At 42.6% G+C, this 24,458-nt stretch carries 19 protein-coding genes; 18 read left to right on the forward strand and 1 reads right to left on the reverse strand.

Annotated elements, in window-relative coordinates; translation table 11 throughout:
- Positions 1-4: 4 nt before the first annotated feature.
- From rfbC to ACVS9P_RS03470, 16 genes are all read left to right on the forward strand, one after another.
- Positions 5-568: a dTDP-4-dehydrorhamnose 3,5-epimerase gene (gene rfbC, locus ACVS9P_RS03395; RefSeq protein WP_452104234.1), complete on the forward strand. Its 564-nt coding sequence runs from the start codon at positions 5-7 to the stop codon at positions 566-568.
- Positions 561-1,991 carry a hypothetical protein gene (locus tag ACVS9P_RS03400; protein WP_452104235.1) on the forward strand — a complete coding sequence of 477 codons (1,431 nt, stop codon included), beginning with the start codon at positions 561-563 and terminating at the stop codon, positions 1,989-1,991. The genes rfbC and ACVS9P_RS03400 overlap by 8 nt, the downstream gene beginning before the upstream one ends.
- Positions 1,992-2,008: 17 nt before the next feature.
- Complete coding sequence (locus ACVS9P_RS03405) at positions 2,009-3,073, forward strand: glycosyltransferase family 2 protein (protein WP_452104236.1); 1,065 nt, start codon at positions 2,009-2,011, stop codon at positions 3,071-3,073.
- 13 nt (positions 3,074-3,086) lie between these two features.
- Positions 3,087-4,502, forward strand: coding sequence for an O-antigen ligase family protein (locus ACVS9P_RS03410; RefSeq protein ID WP_452104237.1), 1,416 nt, complete (start codon positions 3,087-3,089; stop codon positions 4,500-4,502).
- A gap of 2 nt (positions 4,503-4,504) precedes the next feature.
- Positions 4,505-5,494, forward strand: a complete 990-nt coding sequence (locus ACVS9P_RS03415; RefSeq protein WP_452104238.1) for a glycosyltransferase — start codon at positions 4,505-4,507, stop codon at positions 5,492-5,494.
- 14 nt (positions 5,495-5,508) lie between these two features.
- On the forward strand, positions 5,509-8,205 hold the full coding sequence (locus ACVS9P_RS03420; RefSeq protein ID WP_452104239.1) for a C39 family peptidase: 2,697 nt from the start codon (positions 5,509-5,511) through the stop codon (positions 8,203-8,205).
- Between the two features lie 32 nt (positions 8,206-8,237).
- Positions 8,238-10,889, forward strand: coding sequence for a GH25 family lysozyme (locus ACVS9P_RS03425; RefSeq protein WP_452104240.1), 2,652 nt, complete (start codon positions 8,238-8,240; stop codon positions 10,887-10,889).
- A 206-nt stretch (positions 10,890-11,095) separates the two neighbouring features.
- Complete coding sequence (locus ACVS9P_RS03430; protein ID WP_452104241.1) at positions 11,096-13,978, forward strand: L,D-transpeptidase family protein; 2,883 nt, start codon at positions 11,096-11,098, stop codon at positions 13,976-13,978.
- A 123-nt stretch (positions 13,979-14,101) separates the two neighbouring features.
- Positions 14,102-15,106, forward strand: a complete 1,005-nt coding sequence (locus ACVS9P_RS03435; RefSeq protein ID WP_452104242.1) for a LacI family DNA-binding transcriptional regulator — start codon at positions 14,102-14,104, stop codon at positions 15,104-15,106.
- 280 nt (positions 15,107-15,386) lie between these two features.
- Positions 15,387-16,415, forward strand: a complete 1,029-nt coding sequence (gene alsB, locus ACVS9P_RS03440; protein WP_452104243.1) for a D-allose transporter substrate-binding protein — start codon at positions 15,387-15,389, stop codon at positions 16,413-16,415.
- 184 nt (positions 16,416-16,599) lie between these two features.
- Positions 16,600-18,126 carry a sugar ABC transporter ATP-binding protein gene (locus tag ACVS9P_RS03445; protein WP_452104244.1) on the forward strand — a complete coding sequence of 509 codons (1,527 nt, stop codon included), beginning with the start codon at positions 16,600-16,602 and terminating at the stop codon, positions 18,124-18,126.
- A gap of 18 nt (positions 18,127-18,144) precedes the next feature.
- Positions 18,145-19,125 (forward strand): D-allose ABC transporter permease, encoded by a 981-nt coding sequence (alsC, locus tag ACVS9P_RS03450; RefSeq protein ID WP_452104245.1) that lies wholly within the window; start codon positions 18,145-18,147, stop codon positions 19,123-19,125.
- Positions 19,126-19,164: 39 nt separating this feature from the next.
- Complete coding sequence (gene alsE / locus ACVS9P_RS03455) at positions 19,165-19,851, forward strand: D-allulose 6-phosphate 3-epimerase (RefSeq protein ID WP_452104246.1); 687 nt, start codon at positions 19,165-19,167, stop codon at positions 19,849-19,851.
- A 14-nt stretch (positions 19,852-19,865) separates the two neighbouring features.
- Positions 19,866-20,798, forward strand: coding sequence for an allose kinase (alsK, locus tag ACVS9P_RS03460; RefSeq protein ID WP_452104247.1), 933 nt, complete (start codon positions 19,866-19,868; stop codon positions 20,796-20,798).
- Positions 20,799-20,877: 79 nt separating this feature from the next.
- Entirely contained in the window at positions 20,878-21,345 is a 468-nt protein-coding gene (gene rpiB, locus ACVS9P_RS03465) for a ribose 5-phosphate isomerase B (RefSeq protein WP_452104248.1), read from the forward strand.
- A gap of 256 nt (positions 21,346-21,601) precedes the next feature.
- Entirely contained in the window at positions 21,602-22,210 is a 609-nt protein-coding gene (locus tag ACVS9P_RS03470; RefSeq protein ID WP_452104249.1) for an HAD family hydrolase, read from the forward strand.
- A 49-nt stretch (positions 22,211-22,259) separates the two neighbouring features.
- Here the strand turns inward: ACVS9P_RS03470 and ACVS9P_RS03475 are convergent, their stop codons facing one another.
- Complete coding sequence (locus ACVS9P_RS03475; RefSeq protein WP_452104250.1) at positions 22,260-22,844, reverse strand: helix-turn-helix domain-containing protein; 585 nt, start codon at positions 22,842-22,844, stop codon at positions 22,260-22,262.
- A gap of 284 nt (positions 22,845-23,128) precedes the next feature.
- Here ACVS9P_RS03475 and ACVS9P_RS03480 point away from each other — a divergent pair, with 284 nt between their 5' ends.
- Together ACVS9P_RS03480 and ACVS9P_RS03485 are read left to right on the forward strand one after the other, a co-directional pair.
- Positions 23,129-23,548: a Fur family transcriptional regulator gene (locus ACVS9P_RS03480; RefSeq protein ID WP_452104251.1), complete on the forward strand. Its 420-nt coding sequence runs from the start codon at positions 23,129-23,131 to the stop codon at positions 23,546-23,548.
- Between the two features lie 39 nt (positions 23,549-23,587).
- The gene (locus ACVS9P_RS03485; RefSeq protein ID WP_452104252.1) at positions 23,588-24,127 is read left to right on the forward strand and encodes an NADH peroxidase; all 540 of its coding nucleotides are present in this window, start codon (positions 23,588-23,590) and stop codon (positions 24,125-24,127) included.
- Positions 24,128-24,458 lie beyond the last annotated feature (331 nt).

Genomic DNA, 24,458 nt, shown 5'->3' on the forward strand with positions numbered 1-24,458 from the left:
CAAAATGGGAAAATTTCGTTTTACAGAGACTGACATTTCAGGTGTTTATATTATTGAGCCGACTGTTTTTGGCGATTCACGCGGCTATTTCATGGAGACCTATGAATATGAAGAGTTTAAAGCAGCAGGCCTTGGTATGACTTTTGTGCAGGACAATCAGTCCAAATCCACAAAGGGAGTTTTACGCGGGCTTCATTTTCAAAAGAATCATCCGCAGGGAAAGCTGGTCCGAGTCGTTTCCGGAGAAGTTTTTGACGTAGCGGTCGATCTGCGTGCAGGTAGTGATACTTACGGCAAGTGGACCGGAGTGATCCTGTCGGCTGAAAATAAACGTCAGTTTTATATTCCGCGTGGCTTTGCTCACGGATTTTTGGTGCTCTCTGATGAAGCGGAATTCACCTATAAATGTGATGAATATTATCACCCTGAAGATGAGGGCGGCCTTAAATGGGATGACCCCGCTGTTGGAGTGAAATGGCCGATCTCTAAAGATATGAAGCTTCTTTTGAGCGATAAAGATCAAAAACATCCTGATTTTAAACATTTAGGAGTTCAATTTCATGTCTGAAAAACGTTCCGGCATTAAGGCCGTGATGCACAATCTGATTTATGCGTTTGCGGTTCAAGGAATTTCTCTTTTGCTGAGCATGATGATGTCTCTGGTCGTTCCAAAGATTCTCGGGGAAGAACAGTTTAGCTATTGGCAGCTCTTTCTGTTTTATGTTTCCTATGTGGGCTTCTTTTCGTTCGGCTTTATCGATGGCATCTATCTGCGTTACGGAGGGAAACGCTATGAAGATCTAGACGATTCTTTGCTTTGCACAGAATTTTGGATTTCAGCAGTGTTTCAGATCATTCTGACAATTTTCGGTGTTATCTATACGATGACGCAGATTTCTGATCCGAATCGTCAGTTTGTCCTTTATATTACGTTTGCCTATATGGTCGTAGGCAATGTAGGCGGAATGCTTTGCTATGTCTTTCAGGCAACGAATCGGGTAAATGTTTATTCCACCTCCGTCCTGATCGATAAGATGTCCTTTATTGTTGCAGTTTTAGTGCTGCTCTTTTATAAAGAACGCAGTTTTGTTCCTTTTATTTTGCTGTATTTGACCGGTAAGACCATCAGCTTTATTTATACCGTGATCAAGGGCAGAGATATGGTTTTCCATAAAGGAGTTCCGATTGCTCAGGCAATGCCGGAAGTGAAGATCAATGTATTTACCGGCATTACGCTCATGCTTTCCAATATTGCAAGCATGCTGATTTTAGGCAGCGGGCGTTTTGTTGTGGATAATCTCTGGGGAATTAATGCTTTCGGAAAATTTTCTTTTTCGGTTTCTTTGGCAAACTTTTTTCTGCTCTTCATTTCACAGGCCAGTATGGTGCTGTTTCCGGTTTTGCGGCAGGCAAATGACAAGAACCTAAAAAAGTTTTATTCGTTGGTTCGGGACCTTCTGGATTTGGTTTTGCCGGGGGCATTCTTATTCTACATTCCGGTGAAAGTGATTCTGAGCAGATGGTTACCGCAGTATGAAGAGAGCCTCACCTATCTGGTTCTGCTTTTGCCGCTGTGTACCTTTGACAGCAAGATGAATTTGCTCTGCACCACTTATATGAAAGTGCTTCGTCTCGAGCGGACACTTTTATGGATCAATGGAATCAGCTTTGGAGTGAGCATTGGATTGAGCTTGTTGGGAGGATATGTTTTCCACAATATTTACCTGATTATTGTATTTATGGTGGTTTCAGTGGCATTCCGTGAGATCCTCTCTGAATTGGTACTGTCCCGTTTCTTGGAATTGTCGTTTTTGCGCAGCGTTCTCACCGAAAGTATTCTTTCAGTGGGATTTGTCTGTTTTACATGGCTTTTGCCTTCAGCGGTGGGATTTGCTTGTTATGCAGCACTTTATGGCGGCTATCTGCTCATCTTCCGCAAGAGTATCCGTTCTGTCCTGCACGAGAGCCGACGGGTATTCCGCGGCAAATAAAATTTTAGGGGGATTTTATGGCTCAGGTAGATGTGGTCGTGCCGGTTTATAATGTAGAAAAATTTTTGCCGGCTTGTGTGGATTCTATTTTGCAGCAGACATTTTCCGATTTTTCTTTGTTGCTGGTAGACGACGGTTCCACCGACAAAAGCGGGAGCTTGTGCGACCAATATGCAAAAAAAGATTCTCGTATTTCGGTGATTCATAAAGAAAACAGAGGCCTTTCTCATACGAGAAATGTTGGGATTGATCATGCAGACGCGCAATATCTTTTGTTTGTGGATTCTGATGATTTTCTGGAACTGGATACACTGGAACAGACCGTTTCGGCAGCACAGGAAAGCGGAGCGGATCTAATCCTTTTCGGGTATTATGTCGATGTGGTGAAAGACGGAAAACTGGAAGACCGTACCTGCAATCTTCCGGAAAAAGCGTTTTTGTCGGATCCAATTCAGATTGCGGAACGAATGGTTTCCCTCAAGCGGAATTTTTTGTTTGATCCGGCGTGGAATAAATTATATCGGACAGAGATTCTGAAAAACAGTCAAGTCAGAATGCCTGAGGGCGAAATATTCGAGGATACGGCATTTAATCTGTCGCTGCTTCCTTTTTTGTCATCGGTTGACTTTTTAAATAAATGCTTTTATCATTATATGCAGCGTGACGCAAAGCGAATTACGAATTCTTACCATCCGGAGAAACCGGTATTTCTGAAAAAAAGGCATTTGAGCCTGATGAAGTATCTGGAAAGATTCCCGCAGATCGGAAAAGAAACGGTCGCAACGGCGAATTTTATTTACATTAAATATGTCTTTTCGGGATGGATTGACCTGTTTTTGCCGGAATGCCACCTGACAGCCGAAAAACGGCTGCAGCTCATTCAAAAAGATTTGGAAGAGCCGGTCTTTCAAAAAGCTTTGGCAGATGCAGGCGGTACTTCTAAGATGGAGAATTTAGTATTAAAAATTGCGAAATCTAAAAATCCGAAAAGGATTGCGTTGTTTGCAAAGATTTTGTATCGGATGAAATATCAAAATAAGAAGTTATTTTTCTTTTTAAAGCGGAAAAATATGGGAGAATAAGAGGGGAATTTTTTTGACAGAAAAGACCGACCATTTACAGCGCACATGGAATATCAGCCGAGCAGTTACAAACTTTATGCTGGTATTTTTCGTTATTTATTATGTCCTGCAATGTACAGCAATTAGCTTTCGCTTATCTAATCTGTTTATCATTGCGGCGTTTTTTGTAGTGCTGTGTATTCATATTTTTATTACATTGAAATACAAAAACATTCAATTTTCTTTGAGAAATCGTCATGACCCTAAAAGTCTGGGACATTATATCGGAAAATTGGACCTCGTTTTATTTATCTTTTTGTTAATTAACAGTATTTGGCTGCTGATTATTCCAAAAATGAATGGAGGTTCCATTTCTCAAGCGGTTTCAGAAGCGGGCATGCTTTTGGTATTCGTTTTGTATTTTCCACTGGCAGTTTTGATTCGTATCAAAGAAATTCAATTTGAGACGATCTTAAAAATCTTTTTCCGCACCATCGTTGTTTTGGCTGTGATCCATATTGGTCTTTGGATTTTTGAGACCGGCCATAAAAATGGCGTGCAGGGGATTTTGAATTACATAGGCGTTCATTTTGGCAAGATTTTTCGGACGGCAGATTTGATCTCCGGATGGGGAATTGTACGGATTGTATTTTCTAATTCTTTGCTTTTGGGAATTGGACTTTTAATGCTTTTCCTTAAGGCAGGCAGCTTTAAGCCGTTAGATTATGTTCTTGGAGCGGTTTTGACCTTTGGCGTTATTTGCCCGGGCCTTCGTTCCCTTTGGGGAGGAACTGCCGCAGGATTCGGGATTATGGCAATTTATTTTGTTTTTGCTGTCTATAAAGGCCGCAAGAAAGTTTGGAGACAAATGCTCGCATTTGTTGTGGTAGTGGCGGCTACGATTTTGCTGCTCAACGGAACTCTCTTTCATGGAACAATTTTAAATCGCCTCATGAATACGTTTAATGGAAATGCGGTGACTTCTTCGGATCTTTCTGCATCGCCGAAGAGTGCTTTCGATGAAGATATTGATACGATCGGAACCGCAGTTTCTAACACCTATAAGAAGGAAGAATCTGAAAAACTGATTCATGCTTGGCTGCAAAAGCCGATTTTAGGCAGTGGTTATGGCGGGAGTATCGAAGGATATCCCGGAAAATCTGCTCCTTATGCTTATGAGATGACCTCTCTTTCCCTGCTCTTTAAAATGGGAGTGGTAGGGTTTGCTGTATGGGTGCTGTTAGTAGTCAGTATAATGATTCATGCAATTCGAAATTGGAAAAAGAAGCCGTGGAGATTGGCGGTTTGGTTCGCAACTTTCACATGCTTTTTCCTGACGATTCAGACAAATCCATTGCTCTTTACGGCGAATGCCCTGAGCTTTATTATGTATCTTGCTTTGGCAACGGTTGGCGCCGAGCAACCCGAACAAGAAAGGCTGGAAAAATAAAAATGATTTCTGTTGCAATGGCAACTTATTGCGGAGAAAAATATATTTTACAGCAGCTGAATTCTATTTTGCATCAGACACGTCCTGTTGATGAAGTAGTGATCAGCGATGATGCTTCGAAAGATCAAACCGCACAAATCGTCACGCGGTTTATTAAAGAAAATCATCTGGAAGAAACCTGGCATCTGATTGTGAATGAACACAATCTAGGATTTAATGGAAACTTCTTTTCTGCATTGGATCATACGCACGGAGAGATCGTGTTTTTGAGTGATCAAGATGATGTATGGCTTTCGAACAAAGTGAAAATCATGACAGAATATATGGAGCACCATGCGGAATGTATGGCGCTTTCTTCCGCATATACGCTGATTGACGGCAATGGAGATCCGTTTTCCGAAGAAAATAAAGTTTTAAATGCGATTACAGATCAGAGCGGCAACATAGAGCCGGTTTCAGTTGACAGCCAGATCGTTTGCTCTCGTATTCGAGGGTGTGCGATGTGTTTGCGGCGCCCGGTAATCCAGAAAGCAGATCGGGAGCATTTAAGCCCTATTTTAGGGCATGACTGGACACTTAATATGATGGCTGCCCTTTTGGGAGAAAATCAAATTTTACATCAGCCTCTTTTTCAGTATCGCTTTCACGGAGATAACACTTCTCTTTCTGCAGTTTCCCGTAAGACCCTAATCGATGATACGGAAAAAAGAAAAGCTGCTCTCCAAAAATCGATAGAAGCGCATGAATGGATTTTAAAAACAAGAGACCAATATCCATGCCTTACCGACCGGGATACCGAAGAAATTCGAAAAGCAATTGCATTCGAAAAAAAGAGACTGGCCTTTCTTTCTAAAAAACATTTTTCTTCCTGGCTTTCTTTGATAGGAAGCTTAAAAGAATATGAGCGATATTACCATACCACAAAGGGAGCATGGAAAGTGTATTTTGGAGATCTGTGCTATGCTTATCAAATTAATTTTAAAATTCGTTAAGGAGGTATCCCCCCTTGAAACACAAACAATTTGGAATGATGTTGATAACGGCATTATTGGGAATTGGGACTGCTTTGACTCCGATATATGCTGCAGAACCGACTTCATCATCTGAAAATGCACTTTCTTCTTTTTCGCAGGAGCAAGCAGAATCCCAACCTGTTTCAGAGAGTAATAGTCAAGTATCCTCGACATCTTCAACATCATCGGAATCAGCGATAACATCTGATTCCAGCTCTTCTGTTTCCTCGGCTCCTTCGAGCGAGGCGGGAAATCCCGCATCAGATTTAGGGGGGACTACCTCTTCAACAGCATCGCTGCAGACAGTGACACCGCCTGTTTCCGATGGCTGGGTAACGGAAAATGGAGCTGTCTATTACTACAAGAATGGAGAAAAGCAAAAGGGTTGGCTGCAGCTGGATGGAAAGCAGTATTATCTGGATTCTGAGACGGGGGTCAGAAAGACAAGCAAACTGTTTCAGACAGAAAAAGGGTTTAGCTATGCCCAGGCAGATGGGACGATTCTGAGCGGGGGCAAGCAAAAGGGGGACGACGGGAATCTCTACTTAGCAAGTAGCGATGGTATTTTGCGAGATCCCGGTTTTCTGGTAACCCCGGATTATGACGGCTATTGGGCACCGTATTATATTGACCCTAACACCCATGCAGTCAAGACAGGACTTTTCAGCGTAAACGGTACCTACTATTACGGTCGAGAAGATAAAGGCTATCTTGCCTGCGGAAAGTATAAAGCGCCGGACGGAAAAACTTACTTAGCCAATAGCGATGGCACTTTAAGAGATTCCGGCTTTCTGGTAACGCCAGATTATGACGGCTATTGGGCGCCGTATTATATTGACCCTAATACCCACGCTGTTAAGACTGGGCTTTTTAGCGTAAACGGAACTTATTATTACGGCCGGGAAGATAAAGACTATCTTGCCTGTGGAAAGTACAAAGCACCGAATGGGCAGACTTACTTAGCCAACAGCGACGGTACTTTACGAGCCCCTGGCTTTCTAGTGACCCCAGATTATGATGGTTATTGGGCGCCGTATTATATTGACCCTAACACCCATGCAGTTAAGACAGGACTTTTCAGCGTAAACGGTACTTATTATTATGGTCGGGAAGATAAAGGCTATCTTGCCTGCGGAAAGTACAAAGCGCAGGATGGAAAAACCTATTTAGCGAATAGTGACGGCACTCTAAGAGATCCCGGCTTTCTGGTAACGCCAGATTATGACGGTTACTGGGCGCCGTATTATATTGACCCTGAAACCCACGCTGTCAAGACAGGACTTTTCAGCGTAAACGGTACCTACTATTACGGTCGGGAAGATCAAGGCTATTTTGCCTGCGGAAAGTACAAAGCACCGAATGGGCAGACCTACTTAGCAAACAGTGACGGTACTTTGCGAGATTCTGGCTTCCTAGTGACCCCAGATTATGACGGTTATTGGGCACCGTATTATATCGACCCTGAAACTCATGCAGTTAAGACAGGCCTTTTCAGCGTAAACGGTACATATTATTACGGCCGGGAAGATCAAGGCTATTTTGCCTGTGGAAAGTACAAAGCACCGGATGGAAAGACATACTTAGCAAATAGTGACGGTACTTTAAGAAACCCTGGCTTCTTAATCACACCAGACTATGACGGTTACTGGGCACCGTATTATATTGATGCGCAGACTCATGCGGTTAAGACAGGACTTTTCAGCATAAACGGTACTTACTATTATGGCCGAGAAGATGAAGGGTATCTTGTCTGCGCAAAATATCAAGCCCCGGATGGAACTTTCTATCTTGCAAATAGCGATGGAACCTTGCTCACTCAAACCGGATGGCTTGAAACGAGCCAATATGATGGGGTTACAGAGCGCTATTATCTGAAAAATCCAACCGGAAACTATTCGATTGTTAAAACAGGAAAATTTAGTGTGGACGGCTATGACTATTATGGCCGGGAAGATAATGGATCTCTTGTGGTTGGCATCTATTATGCTCCGGATGGAACCCGTTATTATGGAGATCAAAATGGAATTTTGGGAGCAATTCCCGATACGGCATGGATTAATGTTCCATATTTGAGCCAGGAGGGAAATCTTCCCACTGGATGCGAATTAGTGAGTGCATATATGGTGCTGCAGTATTATGGAGTCCCTATTTCTGAGGACGAATGGGTTTCTCGTATCCCATGTACAGATTTGAGTTCTATTGATTCGTGGACGGGGCTTGCTGGTCCTAGCCCAGACGAATGCTTTGTTGGGAATCCATATCTTCCAGACGGATTTGGGTGCTTTCCACCTGTCATTGTAAATGCAATGAATCAGGTTTTGCCGGAAGGGCATAGAGCAGTGATCACAACTGGAACTTCTTTACAGGAGTTGGCAGAATCGTATGTATCGGTTGGAAAACCCGTTCTTGTTTGGGCAACAATTAATATGCTTCCTAGTTATCCCTCCCAGACATGGATGATTACAGATCCCGGAATTCAATCTGTAGATTATTATGATTACGGGGATTCTGTTACCGGCGAAATCTTTACATGGCCTGCTAACGAGCATTGTTTGGTTTTAGTCGGGTATGACTCAGACTATTATTATTTCAATGACCCCTATGATGGGAATGGAGTAAAAGCTTATGACCGCGCCCTTGTGGAAAGCCGTTTTCTGGGCCTTGGGTGTCGAAGCGCAGTCGTTTTATAAAAAGAATTTTTTTAGAAAGGAGATCAATTACTTTGGTCGTACATAAAAGAAAGCTTAGCTTTTTAGGAACAATTTTGTTTGGACTTGCCTTGTGTACATTCCCTGTTAATGCACAAGAAGTCAGCAGTTCGGAACAACCTTTTCAAAATCAAGTGTCAAGTGTGCAGTCGGCTTCTGCTTCTTCTGCAAATGTTACATCAAGTGCAGTAGAAAGTTCAGCATCAAGTTTATCTTCCTCTTCTGAGAGCACAAGTGAACAAAATACGGTTTCCTCGGCTCCTTCGAGCGAGGCGGGAAATCCCGCATCAGATATAGGAGGGACGACCTCTTCAACAGCATCGCTGCAGACAGTGGCGCCTTCAGTTTCCGATGGCTGGGTGACGGAAAATGGAGCTGTCTATTACTACAAGAACGGAGAAAAGCAAAAGGGCTGGCTGCAGCTGGATGGAAAGCAGTATTATCTGGATTCTGAAACAGGAGTTAGAAAGACAAGCGAACTGTTTCAGACGGAAAAAGGGTTTAGCTATGCCCAGGCAGATGGAACGATTCTGAGTGGGGGCAAGCAAAAGGGGGACAATGGGAACCTCTATTTAGTAAGCAGCGACGGGATTTTGCGAGATCCCGGTTTTCTGGTAACGCCAGATTATGACGGCTATTGGGCACCGTATTATATTGACCCTAATACCCATGCAGTCAAGACCGGACTTTTCAGCGTAAACGGTACTTATTATTATGGTCGGGAAGATAAAGGCTATCTTGCCTGCGGAAAGTATAAAGCGCCGGACGGAAAAACCTACTTAGCCAATAGCGATGGCACTTTGAGAGATCCCGGCTTTCTGGTAACGCCAGATTATGACGGCTATTGGGCGCCGTATTATATCGACCCTGAAACCCACGCAGTTAAGACAGGACTTTTCAACGTAAACGGGACTTATTATTACGGCCGGGAAGATAAAGACTATCTTGCCTGCGGAAAGTACAAAGCACCGGATGGAAAAATCTATTTAGCGAATAGTGATGGAGCCTTGCGAGATCCTGGCTTAGTTGTAACGAATCAATATGATGGCTATTGGGCGCCGTATTATATTGACCCTAACACCCATGCAGTCAAGACAGGACTTTTCAACGTAAACGGTACCTACTATTACGGTCGGGAAGATCAAGGTTATCTTGCCTGCGGAAAGTACAAAGCGCCGGACGGGAAAACCTATTTAGCCAATAGCGACGGAACTTTACGAGGCACTGGCTTTCTAGTAACCCCGGACTATGACGGTTACTGGGCACCGTATTATATTGACCCTGACACCCATGCAGTCAAGACAGGACTTTTCAGTGTAAACGGGACTTATTATTACGGCCGGGAAGATAAAGACTATCTTGCCTGCGGAAAGTACAAAGCACCGAATGGGCAGACCTATTTAGCGAATAGTGATGGTACTTTGCGAGATCCTGGTTTCCTGGTGACCCCAGATTATGACGGTTATTGGGCACCTTACTATATCGACCCTGAAACTCATGCAGTTAAGACAGGACTTTTCAGTGTAAACGGGACTTATTATTACGGCCGGGAAGATAAAGGTTATCTTGCCTGCGGAAAGTACAAAGCACCGGATGAAAATTTTTATCTTGCTCAGAGCGATGGAACTTTAAAAGCTTCCGGATGGGTTTCTACATCTGATTATGATGGCAGTTTGCAGATGTACTATGTTGACGCAAATACTCATGCAGTCAAGACGGGAATTTTTATGGTGGATGAGAAAAACTACTATGGTCGAGAGGACTATGGCTATATTGTTCGAGGCACCTATACCAATCCGAACGGAGATGTTTATACTTCTGGGGATGATGGCGTTTTGAATGATAAAATGCTTGGAGTTGATGTTTCCAAATATCAGGGAGTTATTGATTGGAACAAGGTCAAAAATGCCGGAATTTCCTTTGCAATTATACAAGCGGGTCATGGGGATGTCTCTGACCAAATTGATCCGTATTTTATTCAAAATATTGAAGGGGCTCTGGCAGCGGGAATTAAAGTTGGTTCCTACTGGTTTAGTTATGCCACAAGTGTTGAGGATGCTAAACTGGAAGCTTCTATTTTTGCAAACACATTGGCTCCTTATAAAGATCGTTTAACTTTCCCAGCATTTTACGATTTTGAATATGCTTCTTACAGTTATTATCAAAAAATCAACAAAGTTGAACCGACCAAAGAAAATATTACCGATATGGCGGTTGCGTTTATCGAAGCGATGAAATCCGCGGGATATATTGCTGGAAATTACACGAACTTGGATTATTATCGGAATTATTTTGATTATTCTAAACTGGAGCAGTATCCAATTTGGTATGCTCAATATGAAGTTGCTTCGCCAGATGTAAAGACTTCTCTTTGGCAGTACAGTTCTAAGGGAGCGATAGACGGGATTAACGGAAATGCAGATTTGGACCGGTATAACACAGCCGGAATCCCTGAATCGACGAAGACAGGAATTTGTACGGCAACTGATGGATCTGTAAATGTCAGACAGACGGCTCCGAATGGAGATCCAATTGGTCAAATGTTCCCCAATGAAGAGGTTGTTGTTTTGAACCAACAGCTTGTAAATGGTGCTGTTTGGTATCAGATTCAGAAAACAGATGGGACAGTTGGCTGGGTCTATGGAGAATTCCTGAGAGTTCAATAAAATTCATAATGAAACAAAAAAAGATTGCAAACCTAGAAAATAGTGGGTTTGCAATCTTTTTTTATATTGTATAAAAATAAAAAGGAAAACATATAAATGAACTTGGCTATCTATACAAATTTTAGAAATTTTTATAAAATGATTTTGTAAAATTTTTAAATATATGCTAAAATATTTATATTATAAAAGAGAAGTAGGGAAAAGTGATGAAAGCATTCAAAAAAATGCTGTGCGTAGTTAGCATAGCTACCTTTACCGTTGCAGCGGTGCTTCCTTTCGCTTATGCACAGGAAGAAGGAAGCTCTAAAGTAGAAACTACAGTTTTACAACCGGTATCTTCCATATCGAGTACAGTAGAAAGTTCAGCATCAAGTTTATCTTCATCCTCTGAGAGCACAAGTGAACAAAATACGGTTTCCTCGGCTCCTTCGAGCGATACAGGAAATCCCGCATCAGATATAGGAGGGACTACCTCTTCAACAGCATCGCTGCAGACAGTGACACCGCCTGTTTCTGATGGCTGGGTAACAGAAAACGGAGCTGTCTATTACTACAAGAGCGGAGAAAAGCAAAAGGGCTGGCTGCAGCTGGATGGAAAGCAGTATTATCTGGATTGTGAGACAGGGGTCAGAAAGACAAGTGAACTGTTTCAGACAGAAAAAGGGTTTAGCTATGCCCAGACAGATGGAACGATTCTCAGTGGGGGCAAGCAAAAGGGGGACAATGGGGACCTCTATTTAGTAAGCAGCGACGGGATTTTGCGAAATCCCGGTTTTTTAGTGACCCCGGATTATGATGGTTACTGGGCACCTTACTATATTGACCCTGTAACCCACGCAGTCAAGACAGGACTTTTCAGCGTAAACGGTACTTATTATTATGGTCGGGAAGATAAAGGCTATCTTGCCTGTGGAAAGTACAGAGCACCAGATGGGAAAACCTACTTAGCCAATAGCGATGGCACTTTGAGAGATCCCGGCTTTCTGGTAACGCCAGATTATGACGGCTATTGGGCGCCGTATTATATCGACCCTGAAACCCACGCAGTTAAGACAGGACTTTTCAACGTAAACGGGACTTATTATTACGGCCGGGAAGATAAAGACTATCTTGCCTGCGGAAAGTACAAAGCACCGGATGGAAAAATCTATTTAGCGAATAGTGATGGAGCCTTGCGAGATCCTGGCTTAGTTGTAACGAATCAATATGATGGCTATTGGGCGCCGTATTATATTGACCCTAACACCCATGCAGTCAAGACAGGACTTTTCAGCGTAAACGGTACTTATTATTACGGCCGGGAAGATAAAGGCTATCTTGCCTGCGGAAAATATAAAGCATCGGATGGAAAAACCTATTTAGCGAATAGTGACGGAGCCTTGCGAGATCCTGGCTTAGTTGTAACGAATCAATATGATGGTTATTGGGCGCCGTATTATATCGATCCTAACACCTATGCAGTCAAGACAGGACTTTTCAGCGTAAACGGTACTTATTATTACGGTCGGGAAGATCAGGGCTATCTTGCCTGTGGAAAGTACAAAGCGCAGGATGGAAAAACCTACTTAGCGAATAGTGACGGTACTTTACGAGGCACTGGTTTTCTAGTAACCCCAGATTATGATGGCTATTGGGCACCGTATTATATCGACCCTGAAACTCATGCAGTTAAGACAGGGCTTTTCAGCGTAAACGGTACATACTATTACGGCCGGGAAGATAAAGGTTATCTTGCCTGCGGAAAGTACAAAGCACCCGACGGAAAGACATACTTAGCAAATAGTGACGGTACTTTAAGAAACCCTGGCTTCTTAATCACACCAGACTATGACGGTTACTGGGCACCGTATTATATTGACCCTGAAACTCATGCAGTTAAGACAGGCCTTTTCAGCGTAAATGGAACTTATTATTATGGCCGCGAAGATGAAGGGTATCTTGTCTGCGGAAAGTACAAAGCACCAAACGGGCATTTCTATCTTGCAAATAGCGATGGTACTTTAAGAAACGCAGGTATGGTTGTAACGAATCAATATGATGGCTATTGGGCACCATATTATATTGATTCTGAGACCCACGCAGTCAAGACAGGCGTTTTCAGCATAAACGGGACTTATTATTACGGCCGAGAAGATGAAGGGTATCTTGTCTGCGCAAAATATCAAGCCCCGGATGGAACTTTCTATCTTGCAAATAGCGATGGAACCTTGCTGACTCAAACCGGATGGCTTGAAACGAGCCAATACGATGGGGTTACAGAGCGCTATTATCTGGAAAATCCAACCGGAAATTATTCGATTGTTAAAACAGGATTTTTTGATTTAGATGGATATTCCTATTACGGAATTCCAGATGAAGGGCATGTTTTAAGAGGGAAAAAAGTAATTAGTGGACAGATGTTCCTTGCAGATCAAAATGGTTATTTGCAAGAGACAACCGGTTGGCTTATCACATCGGAATATGATAATGGAACTTTGCAGCGCTATTATTTAAATGATTCTGCAGTCTCGGGACACCCTGGCGCCGTCATTGGGTCGTTTACCGCAGATGAAAAAAAGTATTACGGCCGAGAAGATACAGGATATGAAGTACGCGGAACTTATCGTGCCCCCGACGGTACCATTTATTATGCGGATAATGATGGCGTTTTGGTGGATGTACCGCCTGAAATTGCAGAGATGGAAGAGCGGGCACAAGGATATAGCAGTGATACCAATTATTTGATTCTTGTGAATACAAGTGTGCATAAAGTTTCTGTGTTTTATGGATGGTCCGGAAACTGGAACCGTCTTTATACATGGGATTGTGCAAATGGAGCGCCGGGAACCCCTACGATTACCGGAGAATTTTCGACGTCGTCTAAGGGATATTATTTTGATTCCGGTTCTGCGAGATGCTTTTACTATACGCAGTTTTGTGGGGATTTTCTGTTCCATTCCACTTTATATTATCAGTATCCGACGCCGGATTACCCAATGGATAATCGAGTCGGAATGGCACTTTCGCATGGATGTGTTCGCTTAAGATTGGAAAATGCAAAATGGATTTATGATAATATTCCATATGGAACTAAGGTTGTTTCTTACTGAAATGTTGGTTTTTGCCGCCAGAAATCAAATTTCTGGCGGCAATTTTATCTTAAAAAGTGTCTTGCAAAAACACGTGCGAATCAGTATGATATTTAGGTATGATAAAAGAAAGAGGAAGCCGTCATGGAGAAAGCAAAAAGTATTAAAGAAATTGCCAAATTGGCCGGCGTTTCTACGGCAACCGTTTCGCGTGTGATCAATCAGAACGGTCGCTTTTCAAAGGAAACGGAAGAACGTGTGCGCCGTGTTATCCGAGAAAACGATTACATTCCGAATATGAGTGCAAAAGGATTGCGAACCAGCCGTACCCGTGTAGTAGGGATCATTGTACCGGATATTACGAACCCGCATTTTGCAAATTTGGTCCTTCATTTGGAGATGGATTTGTTTCGAAGAGGATATTCCTGCCTGATCTGCAATACAAATGAATCCGAAGAGCTGGAAAGTAAGCACATCCAGTCCTTAACAGCACAAAATGTCAGCGGAATTGTGCTGATTTCCGGAATGAGAAATTATGAGGAACTTGGGGATTTGCCGGTCGTCTATGTGGACCGCCCTTCCAATAGTCAGGACAAAGAAGAAGTAATGATTGAATCTGATAATGAAGAGGGCGGATATCTCGCAACAAAGGAACTGATTCAATCCGGATGCCGTCATATTTTGATTTTGAAAAGCCTAGGAAACGATTCCAATCAGTTTGCCCGATATTGTGGATTTCGGCGTGCATTGGACGAATTCAAGATTAAAGAGGAGCGTTCTTTGTGTATTAATCTGAAGGCTGTTTCGATGGAAGAAGCCAGAGAATCCATTTTATTTATGCTGAATCGAGAAGCAAAGTTTGATGGAATTATGTCAACTACAGATACGTTGGCTGCCGGCGCAGTGATCGCTTTGCGTGAGCGTGGATTAGAGGTTCCAAGAGATATTTTAGTAACCGGATTTGATGACTGCCAAATAGCGGCAGCATGTGGTCCGGGAATCACCAGTGTGCATCAGGATATCGACCAGATGTCTCGGATGGCTGCAAAGCTTCTTTTTGAGATGATGCATGATGGAAAACAAATTCACCATCATTATCGTCTTCCCGTTAGCTTAACGGTGCGAAATTCAACTTGTCGCCCAAATTGATCACTTTTTAAATAAACGAACAAAATTCCCTGATTTTTTCCAAAATCAGGGAATTTTGTTCAATTTGCAACTTGATTGTGATTGTTTTATCTTTCACAATGAGCAATTTGCACAAATTGCGCAAACGATTACTCAACATTCATCCGAAAAAGAATTCATGTATTGACTTATATTTGGCACAATAGTATATTGTAAATGAAAGTGGGAAATCGATTACATTCTATGGTTTCCCGAAAATATCCGAATTTGTATCGGAACAAAATTTAGGAGGAAGTTTAGTATGAAAAAAATGAAAGCTTTTATTGCAGCAGTTATGGCTGCTGCAATGAGCCTGAGCATGGCAGCCTGCGGGTCGTCCAGCTCATCATCCACAGCATCTACGGCAGCATCCAGTTCTGCTGCCAGCACTGCAGCAGCTTCAGGAGAAGCTCAGTATGCGGTCATTCTGAAGGTCTTGTCCAGCCAGTTCTGGCAGAGCATGCGGGATGGAATTCAGGCAGAAGCTGATAAACTCGGCGTCAAAGTTGACATTTATGCCGCAAATACTGAGGATGACGTCGAAGGTCAGGTTTCTCTACTTGAAAACGCAATTTCCAAAGGAACTTACAAAGCAATCGGCGTTGCTCCAATTTCCGATGTAAACCTGAACAATGCAATTGCAGATGCAACTTCCAAGGGAATTAAAATCGTTGATGTTGATGAAAAAATCAACATGGATGCACTTTCTAAGTTAGGCGGTTCTTGCTATGCTTATGTCGCAACCGATAACAAAGCAGTCGGCAAGATGGGCGCAGAAAATCTGATCAAGCAAATCGGTGGTTCCGGCGAAGTCGCTATCGTTGAAGGCAAAGCCGGTGCTGTTTCCGGTGAAAATCGCCGCGATGGCGCAAAAGCCGCTTTTGAAGCAGCTGGCTTGAAAATTGTAGAGAGCCAGCCTGCTGATTGGGATCGTACCAAGGCATATGATGTTGCGACCAACTATATCACTGCTCACCCGGACCTGAAAGCAATTTATTGCTGCAATGATACGATGGCAATGGGCGTTCAGGAAGCTGTTGATGCTTCCGGAAAGAACGTCAAGGTTTGCGGAACCGATGGTAATGATGATGCAATCCAGTCTGTAGCGGATGGTAAACTCGCAGCTACTGTTGCACAGGATCCTGCTTCCGTCGGCGCAAAGGGACTTGATCTGTTGGCTGAGGCTGTTCAGAAAGATGCAAAGCCCCAGGTTGGTGCAGATGTTCCGGTTTACAGCATTGACGCAATTCTGATTACCAAAGATAATGCTTCTCAGTATCTCAAAAAGTAAGATCATTTTTTAAGAAGCATTGCAAACGGCGCCTCTGCAAGGAATTGCAGCAGGCGCTGTGAGCGGTAGGCACTGCAGAAAAAGCAGAAAACTTGAAGTGCCTGCCCTGCTGACAGCGTCTGGCCGAACCGAATCTTTAGGATATCTTTAGAATCGGATTTTACTTTGAAAGGAGAGAATACGTTTGGAACCAATTGTTCAAATGAAGAATATCACCAAGCGTTTTCCAGGGGTTGTAGCACTTAACAAGATTAATTTTGATGTGTGTCCCGGCGAGGTGCATGTTTTACTTGGAGAAAACGGCGCAGGAAAATCAACTTTGATGAAGGTACTTAGCGGTGCTTATAAGCCAGATGAAGGCAGCATTGTACTCAACGGAAAAGAGTACGACAGGTTGACTCCGCATTTGTCATCCGAAGGCGGCATTAGCATTATTTATCAGGAACTTAGTGTCGTTAACTGGCTTGATATTCGTGAAAATCTCTTTATGGGGCGGTTGCCGATGAAAAAGGCAGGCCCTGTCTCTGTTGTTGATTATGCAACAATGAATGCAAAGACAAAAGAACTGCTCAAGAAAGTGAACCTTTCCCATTGTACGCCGACTACCAACGTAGGAGATTTGAGCATCAGTGAAAAGCAAATGGTCGAAATTGCAAAGTCAATTGCGTTCAATGCGAAAGTTATTGTGATGGACGAACCGACCTCTTCTCTTACAGAAGACGAAGTGGAAAAGCTTTTTACGATTATCCGTCAGCTGAAAGCAGAGGGACGCGGGGTCGTTTTTATTTCTCATAAGCTTTCCGAAATTTCAAAAATTGGAGATCGAATCACGATCTTAAAAGATGGTGGATATGTAGGGACTTACAATGTTTCTGATCTGACAACTGATGATATGATCCGAAAGATGGTTGGCCGTGAGATTAAAGGAACCTATCAGCATTTGCCGGAAGAGCATTATCAGTTCGGCGATGTGATGTTTTCCTGTAAAAATCTTACCCGTAAAGATCATTTAGTCGAAAATATTTCTTTTGATCTTAGAAAAGGGGAAATCTTAGGATTTTCAGGATTGGTCGGAGCAGGCCGCAGCGAGACAATGTGTGCGATTTATGGAGCTGCACCAAAAACTTCCGGCGATATTTTTTTGAATGGTAAAAAATTAAAAATTAAAAATCCTTATGACGCTTTGCGGAATGGAATCGGAATGGTGACGGAAAACCGTCGTGAGACCGGATTCTTCCAAAATTTCAGCAATCAGCGAAATATTTCGATTGCGCGGCAGCTAAAAGAATCTAAATTGGATGGCTTAATCGGACTGACCAATGAATTAGAAGAAAAGAAAATGGCAGACGAAGAGCATGAAGCAATTCGAATTAAGTGGACTTCGCGTGAGCAGCTTACCTCGCAGCTTTCAGGCGGAAATCAGCAAAAAGTGATTCTGGGCAAATGGATGGCTGCCAATGTAAAGGTTTTGATTTTTGATGAGCCGACAAAAGGAATCGATGTCGGAACCAAGAGTGAGATTTATAAATTAATGCGCAGACTCGCAGATAAAGGAATCGGTGTAATCGTTGTTTCCAGTGAAATGCCGGAGCTGTTGGGACTGTGTGACCGGATCATTATCATGGCGAATGGTCGGATTACAGGCAGTTATGATATTACAGAAGCGACGGAAGAAAAGCTGGCAAAGGCAGCCACCAGCGAGATGGCATAATAACGGGAGGAAAGTAAGTTGAACACGAAGACGATTGAAAAAAAGAGATTCACTTTCAGCGATTACTGGGATCGCTACAGTACGATTACGATTCTTGCAATCATGATCGTTGTATTTGGAGTATTGCGGCCTTCCAGTTTTTTGACGACAGGAAATCTAGTTAAGATTATGGAGCAAAGTTCCATTACGATTCTTTTGGGTCTTGGAGAATTCTTTGCTATTTTGCTTGGCGGAATTGATTTGAGTGTCAGTTCGATTATGGCACTTTCCGGTGCAATGACCGCAAAACTGATGATTAATGCGGGATTCGATCCATGGTTGGCCATTCTGGTCGGCATCGTTTTCTTTGGCCTTTTTGTTGGATTGGTCAACGGCGTTTTGGTGACGGCGACAGGTCTTCCACCTTTTATCATCACTTTGGGCACACAGGCGATTCTTCGCAGCCTTGTTTATATCGTTACAGATGCGCGTGCGGTATCTGGGTTGCCAGCCTCGTTTTCTACCAGTATCGGCGGAAAACTTTTCGGCGTAGTTCCAGTTCCGATCATTGTAGCGCTGGTTGCAGCAGCTGTTTTAACTTTCTTTACAGTAAAATGTCAGTCCGGCCGTAACCTCTATGCACTGGGTGGAAACACACAGTCCGCATGGTATGCCGGCATTACAGTTAAAAAACATACGATTATTGCTTTTGCAATTTCCGGACTTTGCGCAGCTTTAGCTGGAATGGTCAACATTGCAAGACTGGCAGCAGCAGAGCCGAATGCGGGCACTGGTTACGAAACGTATGCAATCGAAGCGGTCATCATCGGCGGTGCTTCTTTCTTCGGTGGAATCGGCAAGATCCCGAAGGTGATTATTGGTGGTTTAATTATCGGTGTTATCAATAACGGCCTCAATATGGTGGGCGTTTCCAGCTATTATCAGCAATTGGCGATGGGCTGCCTGCTGATCATTGCCGTAACGTTGGATCGTTTCTTCGGAGCAAGCCGCAAGAGCTGATTTTCAAGAATAAGTAAAAACTCTGGAGGAAAAGAAAAAATGAGACCTAAATTTTCAGTTAGCTTAATGTGTATGGATTTTCTGGATATGAAAAACCAGATCAAAATCTTGGATTCCAATATGGATGGATACCATATCGATATTATGGATGGTCATTATTGTAAAAACATTACCCTTAGCCCCGACTTTATGCGTGCGTGTTCCCGCGTCGCGAAAAAGCCAATGGATGTGCATTTGATGACAACAAATCCAAATGATTGGATCGATGCCTGCGCAGAGGCTGGAGCCGCAATGATCAGTCCGCATGCAGAAACAATGAATACGGATTGCTTTCGGACTCTCAACCATATTGCACAGGTTGGCTGTAAGTTAGGTGTAACACTGAATCCGGCGACCCCGCTCTCTTATTGCAAACACTATCTCAATCGTATTGATGTTCTGACTTTGATGACGGTAGATGTTGGATTTGCAGGTCAGCCGTTTATTGAGGAAATGCTTGATAAAATCAAAGAAGCGAAAGAGCTGCGTGAGAAAAATGGGTGGCACTATCAGATTATGATTGATGGTTCCTGCAACCAAAAAACTTTTGGGCGCTTATATGAAGCGGGAGCAGATGTTTTTGTGCTTGGTTCTTCCGGACTTTTTAGCTTGGATTCCGATCTGGAGACAGCCTGTCAGAAAGCGAAAGACAATTTCCAAAAGGAAACTGGAGTAAAATGTCTATGAACGGGGGAGGTACCATGACAATTACAGAGCAGCTTGTGCTCGGAATTGATATCGGCGGTACCAATATGCGATTGGGTTTGGTGAATGACGCGTTGGAATTAACCGCTTTTGAGCGACTGAGTACGAGAGAAATATTTGGGGTTGAGTGTGACCCTGCTCAAAGACTGGCGGATTGTATCAAAACCTATTGTGATCGCCATATAGAAGGGAAAATGCCGAAAGCAGTTTCGATCGGTTTTCCTTCTACTATTAATAGAGAAAGAACCGTTGTTGTGCAAACCCCCAATATTAGCTGTATTTCAGATAATTTGGCAATTGTAGATGTGCTGGAAAAGACTTTAAAGATACCGGCCTTTATTAATCGTGATGTCAATGACCTCTTGCTTTTTGATCTGGAAGATTTAGGGGTCACGGATCAAGGCTGTGTGGCTGGAATTTATTTTGGCACCGGAATTGGGAATTCTGTGATGGTGGATGGCAAAATCCTGTTGGGGCACAATGGAGTTGCCTCGGAACTGGGACATTTACCTATCTATGGAAACCATCGAATTTGCATGTGTGGAAATGAAAGCTGTTTAGAAACGCTTGTTTCAGGAATTGCTTTGGAACGGATTCAGAAACAAGAGTTTCCGGATACGCCGATCCGTGAATTGTTTGCAACGAAAATGGATACCTCTATTATGAGAGACTTTTTAACAGGAATGGCTCAGACGGTAGCTGCAGAAGCGAATCTGTTTGATCCGGACTGTCTGATTATTGGCGGCGGGCTTTTGCAGATGAGAGATTTTCCACGGGAGCTCTTTGAAAAAGAAGTGCATCGCTTTGCGAGAAAGCCATATCCGGAAAAGACTTTGGATATTCGTTATTCCAGACCCAATCAGGAAAATGGGGTGGTAGGCGCCGCTATTTATGCACAAAAGCGCATGCAGGACTTAAATTATTTATGAGTGATAAAATAAATCAGTTTGTTAAGTGAAAAAACGAAAGCTGTCGTTTTATGAAATTTAGTTGTAATCGGAGGCAATTATGAAATTAGCAATTGGAAATGATCATGTTGCAGTTGAGATGAAAAATCAAATAAAGGCTTATCTGGAAGAAAAGGGGATTGAAGTGATCGATGTTGGCACAAACAGCACCGAGCGCTTTAATTATCCAATCAGCGGATATAAAGTAGCGAAGCTGGTGGCATCTGGAAAGGTAGACGGCGGCGTACTGATGTGCGGAACCGGAGTCGGAATTTCTCTGGCAGCAAACAAAGTAAAAGGCATTCGTGCATGTGCTTGCAGTGAGCCTTATTCCGCAAAGCTTTCTAAGCAGCATAATAATTCCAATATTATTGCATTTGGTGCCCGCGTTATTGGAATCGAAACAGCAAAAATGATTGTTGATGAATGGCTTGGAGCAAAGTATGAGGGTGGTCGCCACCAAGTACGAATTGATATGATTTCTGAAATTGAAAATACCGGCCATTTGAAAGCGGCCGATGAAGATTAATTAATTTTGCTTTTGTCTGATATTGGAAGCAGCGTAATAGGGAGCATCATTGATTGGCAGTAAGAAAATAGTTTGCAGCTTTTGTTGGGAGACTGTAAAGAGAACCTGTTTTCTTAATCGGTGCCTTTGCGATGATCGAAAGATGCAGAAGACTAATCTCATTTTGGAGATTAGTCTTTTGCGTTTTTTAGAAGAATATGGTATACTTTCCACACGCAGTTTTAGTGGTTGAATCTGCAAAACAGGGGGATTTCATATGATTAGAAATATGATTTTTGATATGGGAAATGTACTGCTGGACTATAATCCACAGGACTATGTAAAAGCATTTTTGCACTGTGAAGAAGATCAGGATATGGTGTTGACGGCTCTATTTGGTGGGCAGGAATGGCTTGATCTGGACCATGGCCTTATTACAGAACGGGATGCTTTAAAAAAGATGCTTCAAAAGCTGCCTAAGCGTCTCCACCAGGAGGCCAGTGCACTTTTTTATGGGTGGCAGAATTATACACGCCCGATTGAGGGCGTTAATTTACTGGCGATTAAGCTTCATCAGGCAGGCTATCACCTCTATCTGCTCAGCAATACGGGGGTGCGGCTTCATGTTTATGCGCATCGCCTTCCGGCATTACAGTATTTTGATGGAGTGGTTATGTCTGCGGATGTTCAGCAGGTAAAGCCGGAACCGCAGATTTATCGGATCCTCTTTGATCGTTATCATCTGGATCCTAAAGAATGCTTCTTTATCGATGATTGTGAGCAAAACCTAAAAACGGGAGAACAGTTTGGAATGCGCGGCTATTTGTTTGACGGAGATGAGGAAAAATTAGAGTCCGCCTTGCATGAAGAAAAAGTCAACTGGTAAAAAAACGACCTGAAATCTTGCGAAAAGATTCCAGGTCGTTTTTTTTATTTTAGACAGTGATAGAAAAAAGTCCGTGTCGGTTGCAGAAAGCATAAAAAGTTCCATGTCCGCGAATTTTAAAGCGGGCTTCCGCATTTTGCTCTGGATAAAGTTTGATCATTTGGAGTTGCCCGGCGGAAAGATAAGCGAAAAAAGAAAGATAATGCTCCTTTTCCATAGGATGATGGCACGAAACTAAATATTCATCTTCTATTCGTTCTGCTTTCAAAGGATGTTCCGAATCGATCGCTTCAGCCTCAAGAGGAGGAAGCGTGATTCCGCAGCAATGAAAAGAACCGTTTCCAACCGCATAAATAATATTTCCGCAGACCGGGCAAACATAAAAGCTTCCCTTCCTTAAATTTGCAGAGCGGTTTTCGTTGGAAAATAATTGTCCCGATAAAAGCTCTCCAATTGAAACGCCAAGCGTTTCTGCCAGCGGTTTTATCAGTGTGATATCCGGAAGCCCCTTTTGCGTTTCCCATTTTGAAATTGTTTTATCGCTGACTGCTAAAAGTTCTGCCAATTGCTTTTGTGTTAATTTTTTCTTTTCACGCAGAGCCTTGATGGTAGAACCTGTTACATATTGATCCAAATAAATCCCTCCCATATTTTTTCTGCTTTCAGCATAACGCAGATTGAAGCCTCATACAACCTACGTTTCGCAGAGTCCTTATAAAAGCATTGCTTTAAGAAAAATAAAAATATATTTAAAAATATTGAAAAAAGTCTTTACATTTTGAAAACGAAGTAGTATTATAAAAACAAGAAAAGTAATCATTATTAAATTTGTTTTACAGCCCTTGCCCTTTACAAATGCCAAAAGATTTAGTAAAGTAAATTAAGAACAAATATTATAAATTATTGGGGACATGGACTATGGAAAGAAAACAAAATTACAGCCGAAAACGAGAAGCGATTCTTACCGCTTTACAGAAAACGAAAATTCATCCCACAGCGGAATGGGTTTATCAGGAGTTGAAAAATGAATATCCTGATCTAAGTTTAGGAACCGTCTATCGCAATCTTCGCCTTTTTAAAGACGAAGGCGTTATTGCTAGCGTAGGCGTCGTGGATGGACAGGAACGTTATGACGGGGATATCACACCGCATTCTCATTTTGTATGCACAAATTGCGGAAAAGTAATCGATGTTAATGACGAATTTGTCGATCCGGAAGCAGATACAATGGTTGCACGAAAATGTAGAGTGAAAGTGTTAAGCCATTCTGTTTGTTTTAATGGAATTTGCATGGAATGCCTGGAGGCTTTGAAAAAAGCTGAAACAGGTTCCAAATAAAATTATTTGCAATTAAATTTTTTCAAGGAGGAAGTAAAAATGAAAAAGTGGGTTTGTTCTGTATGTGGTTATGTGTATGAGGGCGAAGTTCCGCCGCTGTTCTGCCCCCAGTGCAAAGCACCTCGAGAGAAATTTGTAGAGCAGGTTGAAAGCCAGGGCTTTGCATGCGAGCATGAAATTGGCGTTGCACAGGGTTGTGATCCTGAAGTTTATGAAGGCCTTGTCGCAAACTTTAACGGAGAATGCAGCGAAGTTGGCATGTATCTTGCCATGAGCCGTCAGGCAGAGCGCGAAGGATATCCGGAAATTGCAGAGGCTTTTAAGCGCTATGCGTTTCAAGAGGCTGAGCATGCTTCAAAGTTTGCAGAGCTTTTGGGCGAAGTCCTTACGAAGAGCACCAAGAAGAATCTTGAGATGCGTGTAGAAGCCGAGGCTGGCGCATGTAAGGGTAAGCTTGACCTTGCAAAGAAAGCCAAAGCACTTAACTATGACGCTATTCATGATACCGTGCATGAGATGGCGAAAGATGAAGCTCGGCACGGATGTGGATTCCAGGGCCTTTTAAAGCGTTATTTCTAATTGGCATAAAAAGAGAAGAAATGGAGACGACCATTTTTTCCTTTCCATTTATGTAAATTTCATTTCCATCGTTACCCATGTCCTACTTTTTAGCAAGCGGGAAATTGTATAGTTGTGGCATAGATAAAAAGGGGTGCAGTCATTACGATTGCACCCCTTTTTCTTGATCGTTTTTTAGTGTGCCGCAGCAAAAACTGTTTATAATTGCAAAAAATTACTTCGTCAGATTTGGCCCCTTAATTCTTCTAAAATTCTCCCAATTTATTTTGTATGATTGACTTTATAAAACAGCAAAAATACAACTTTCCTTTTTACGACACTTTGACGATTT

Source organism: Caproicibacterium sp. NSD3 (assembly GCF_053613275.1).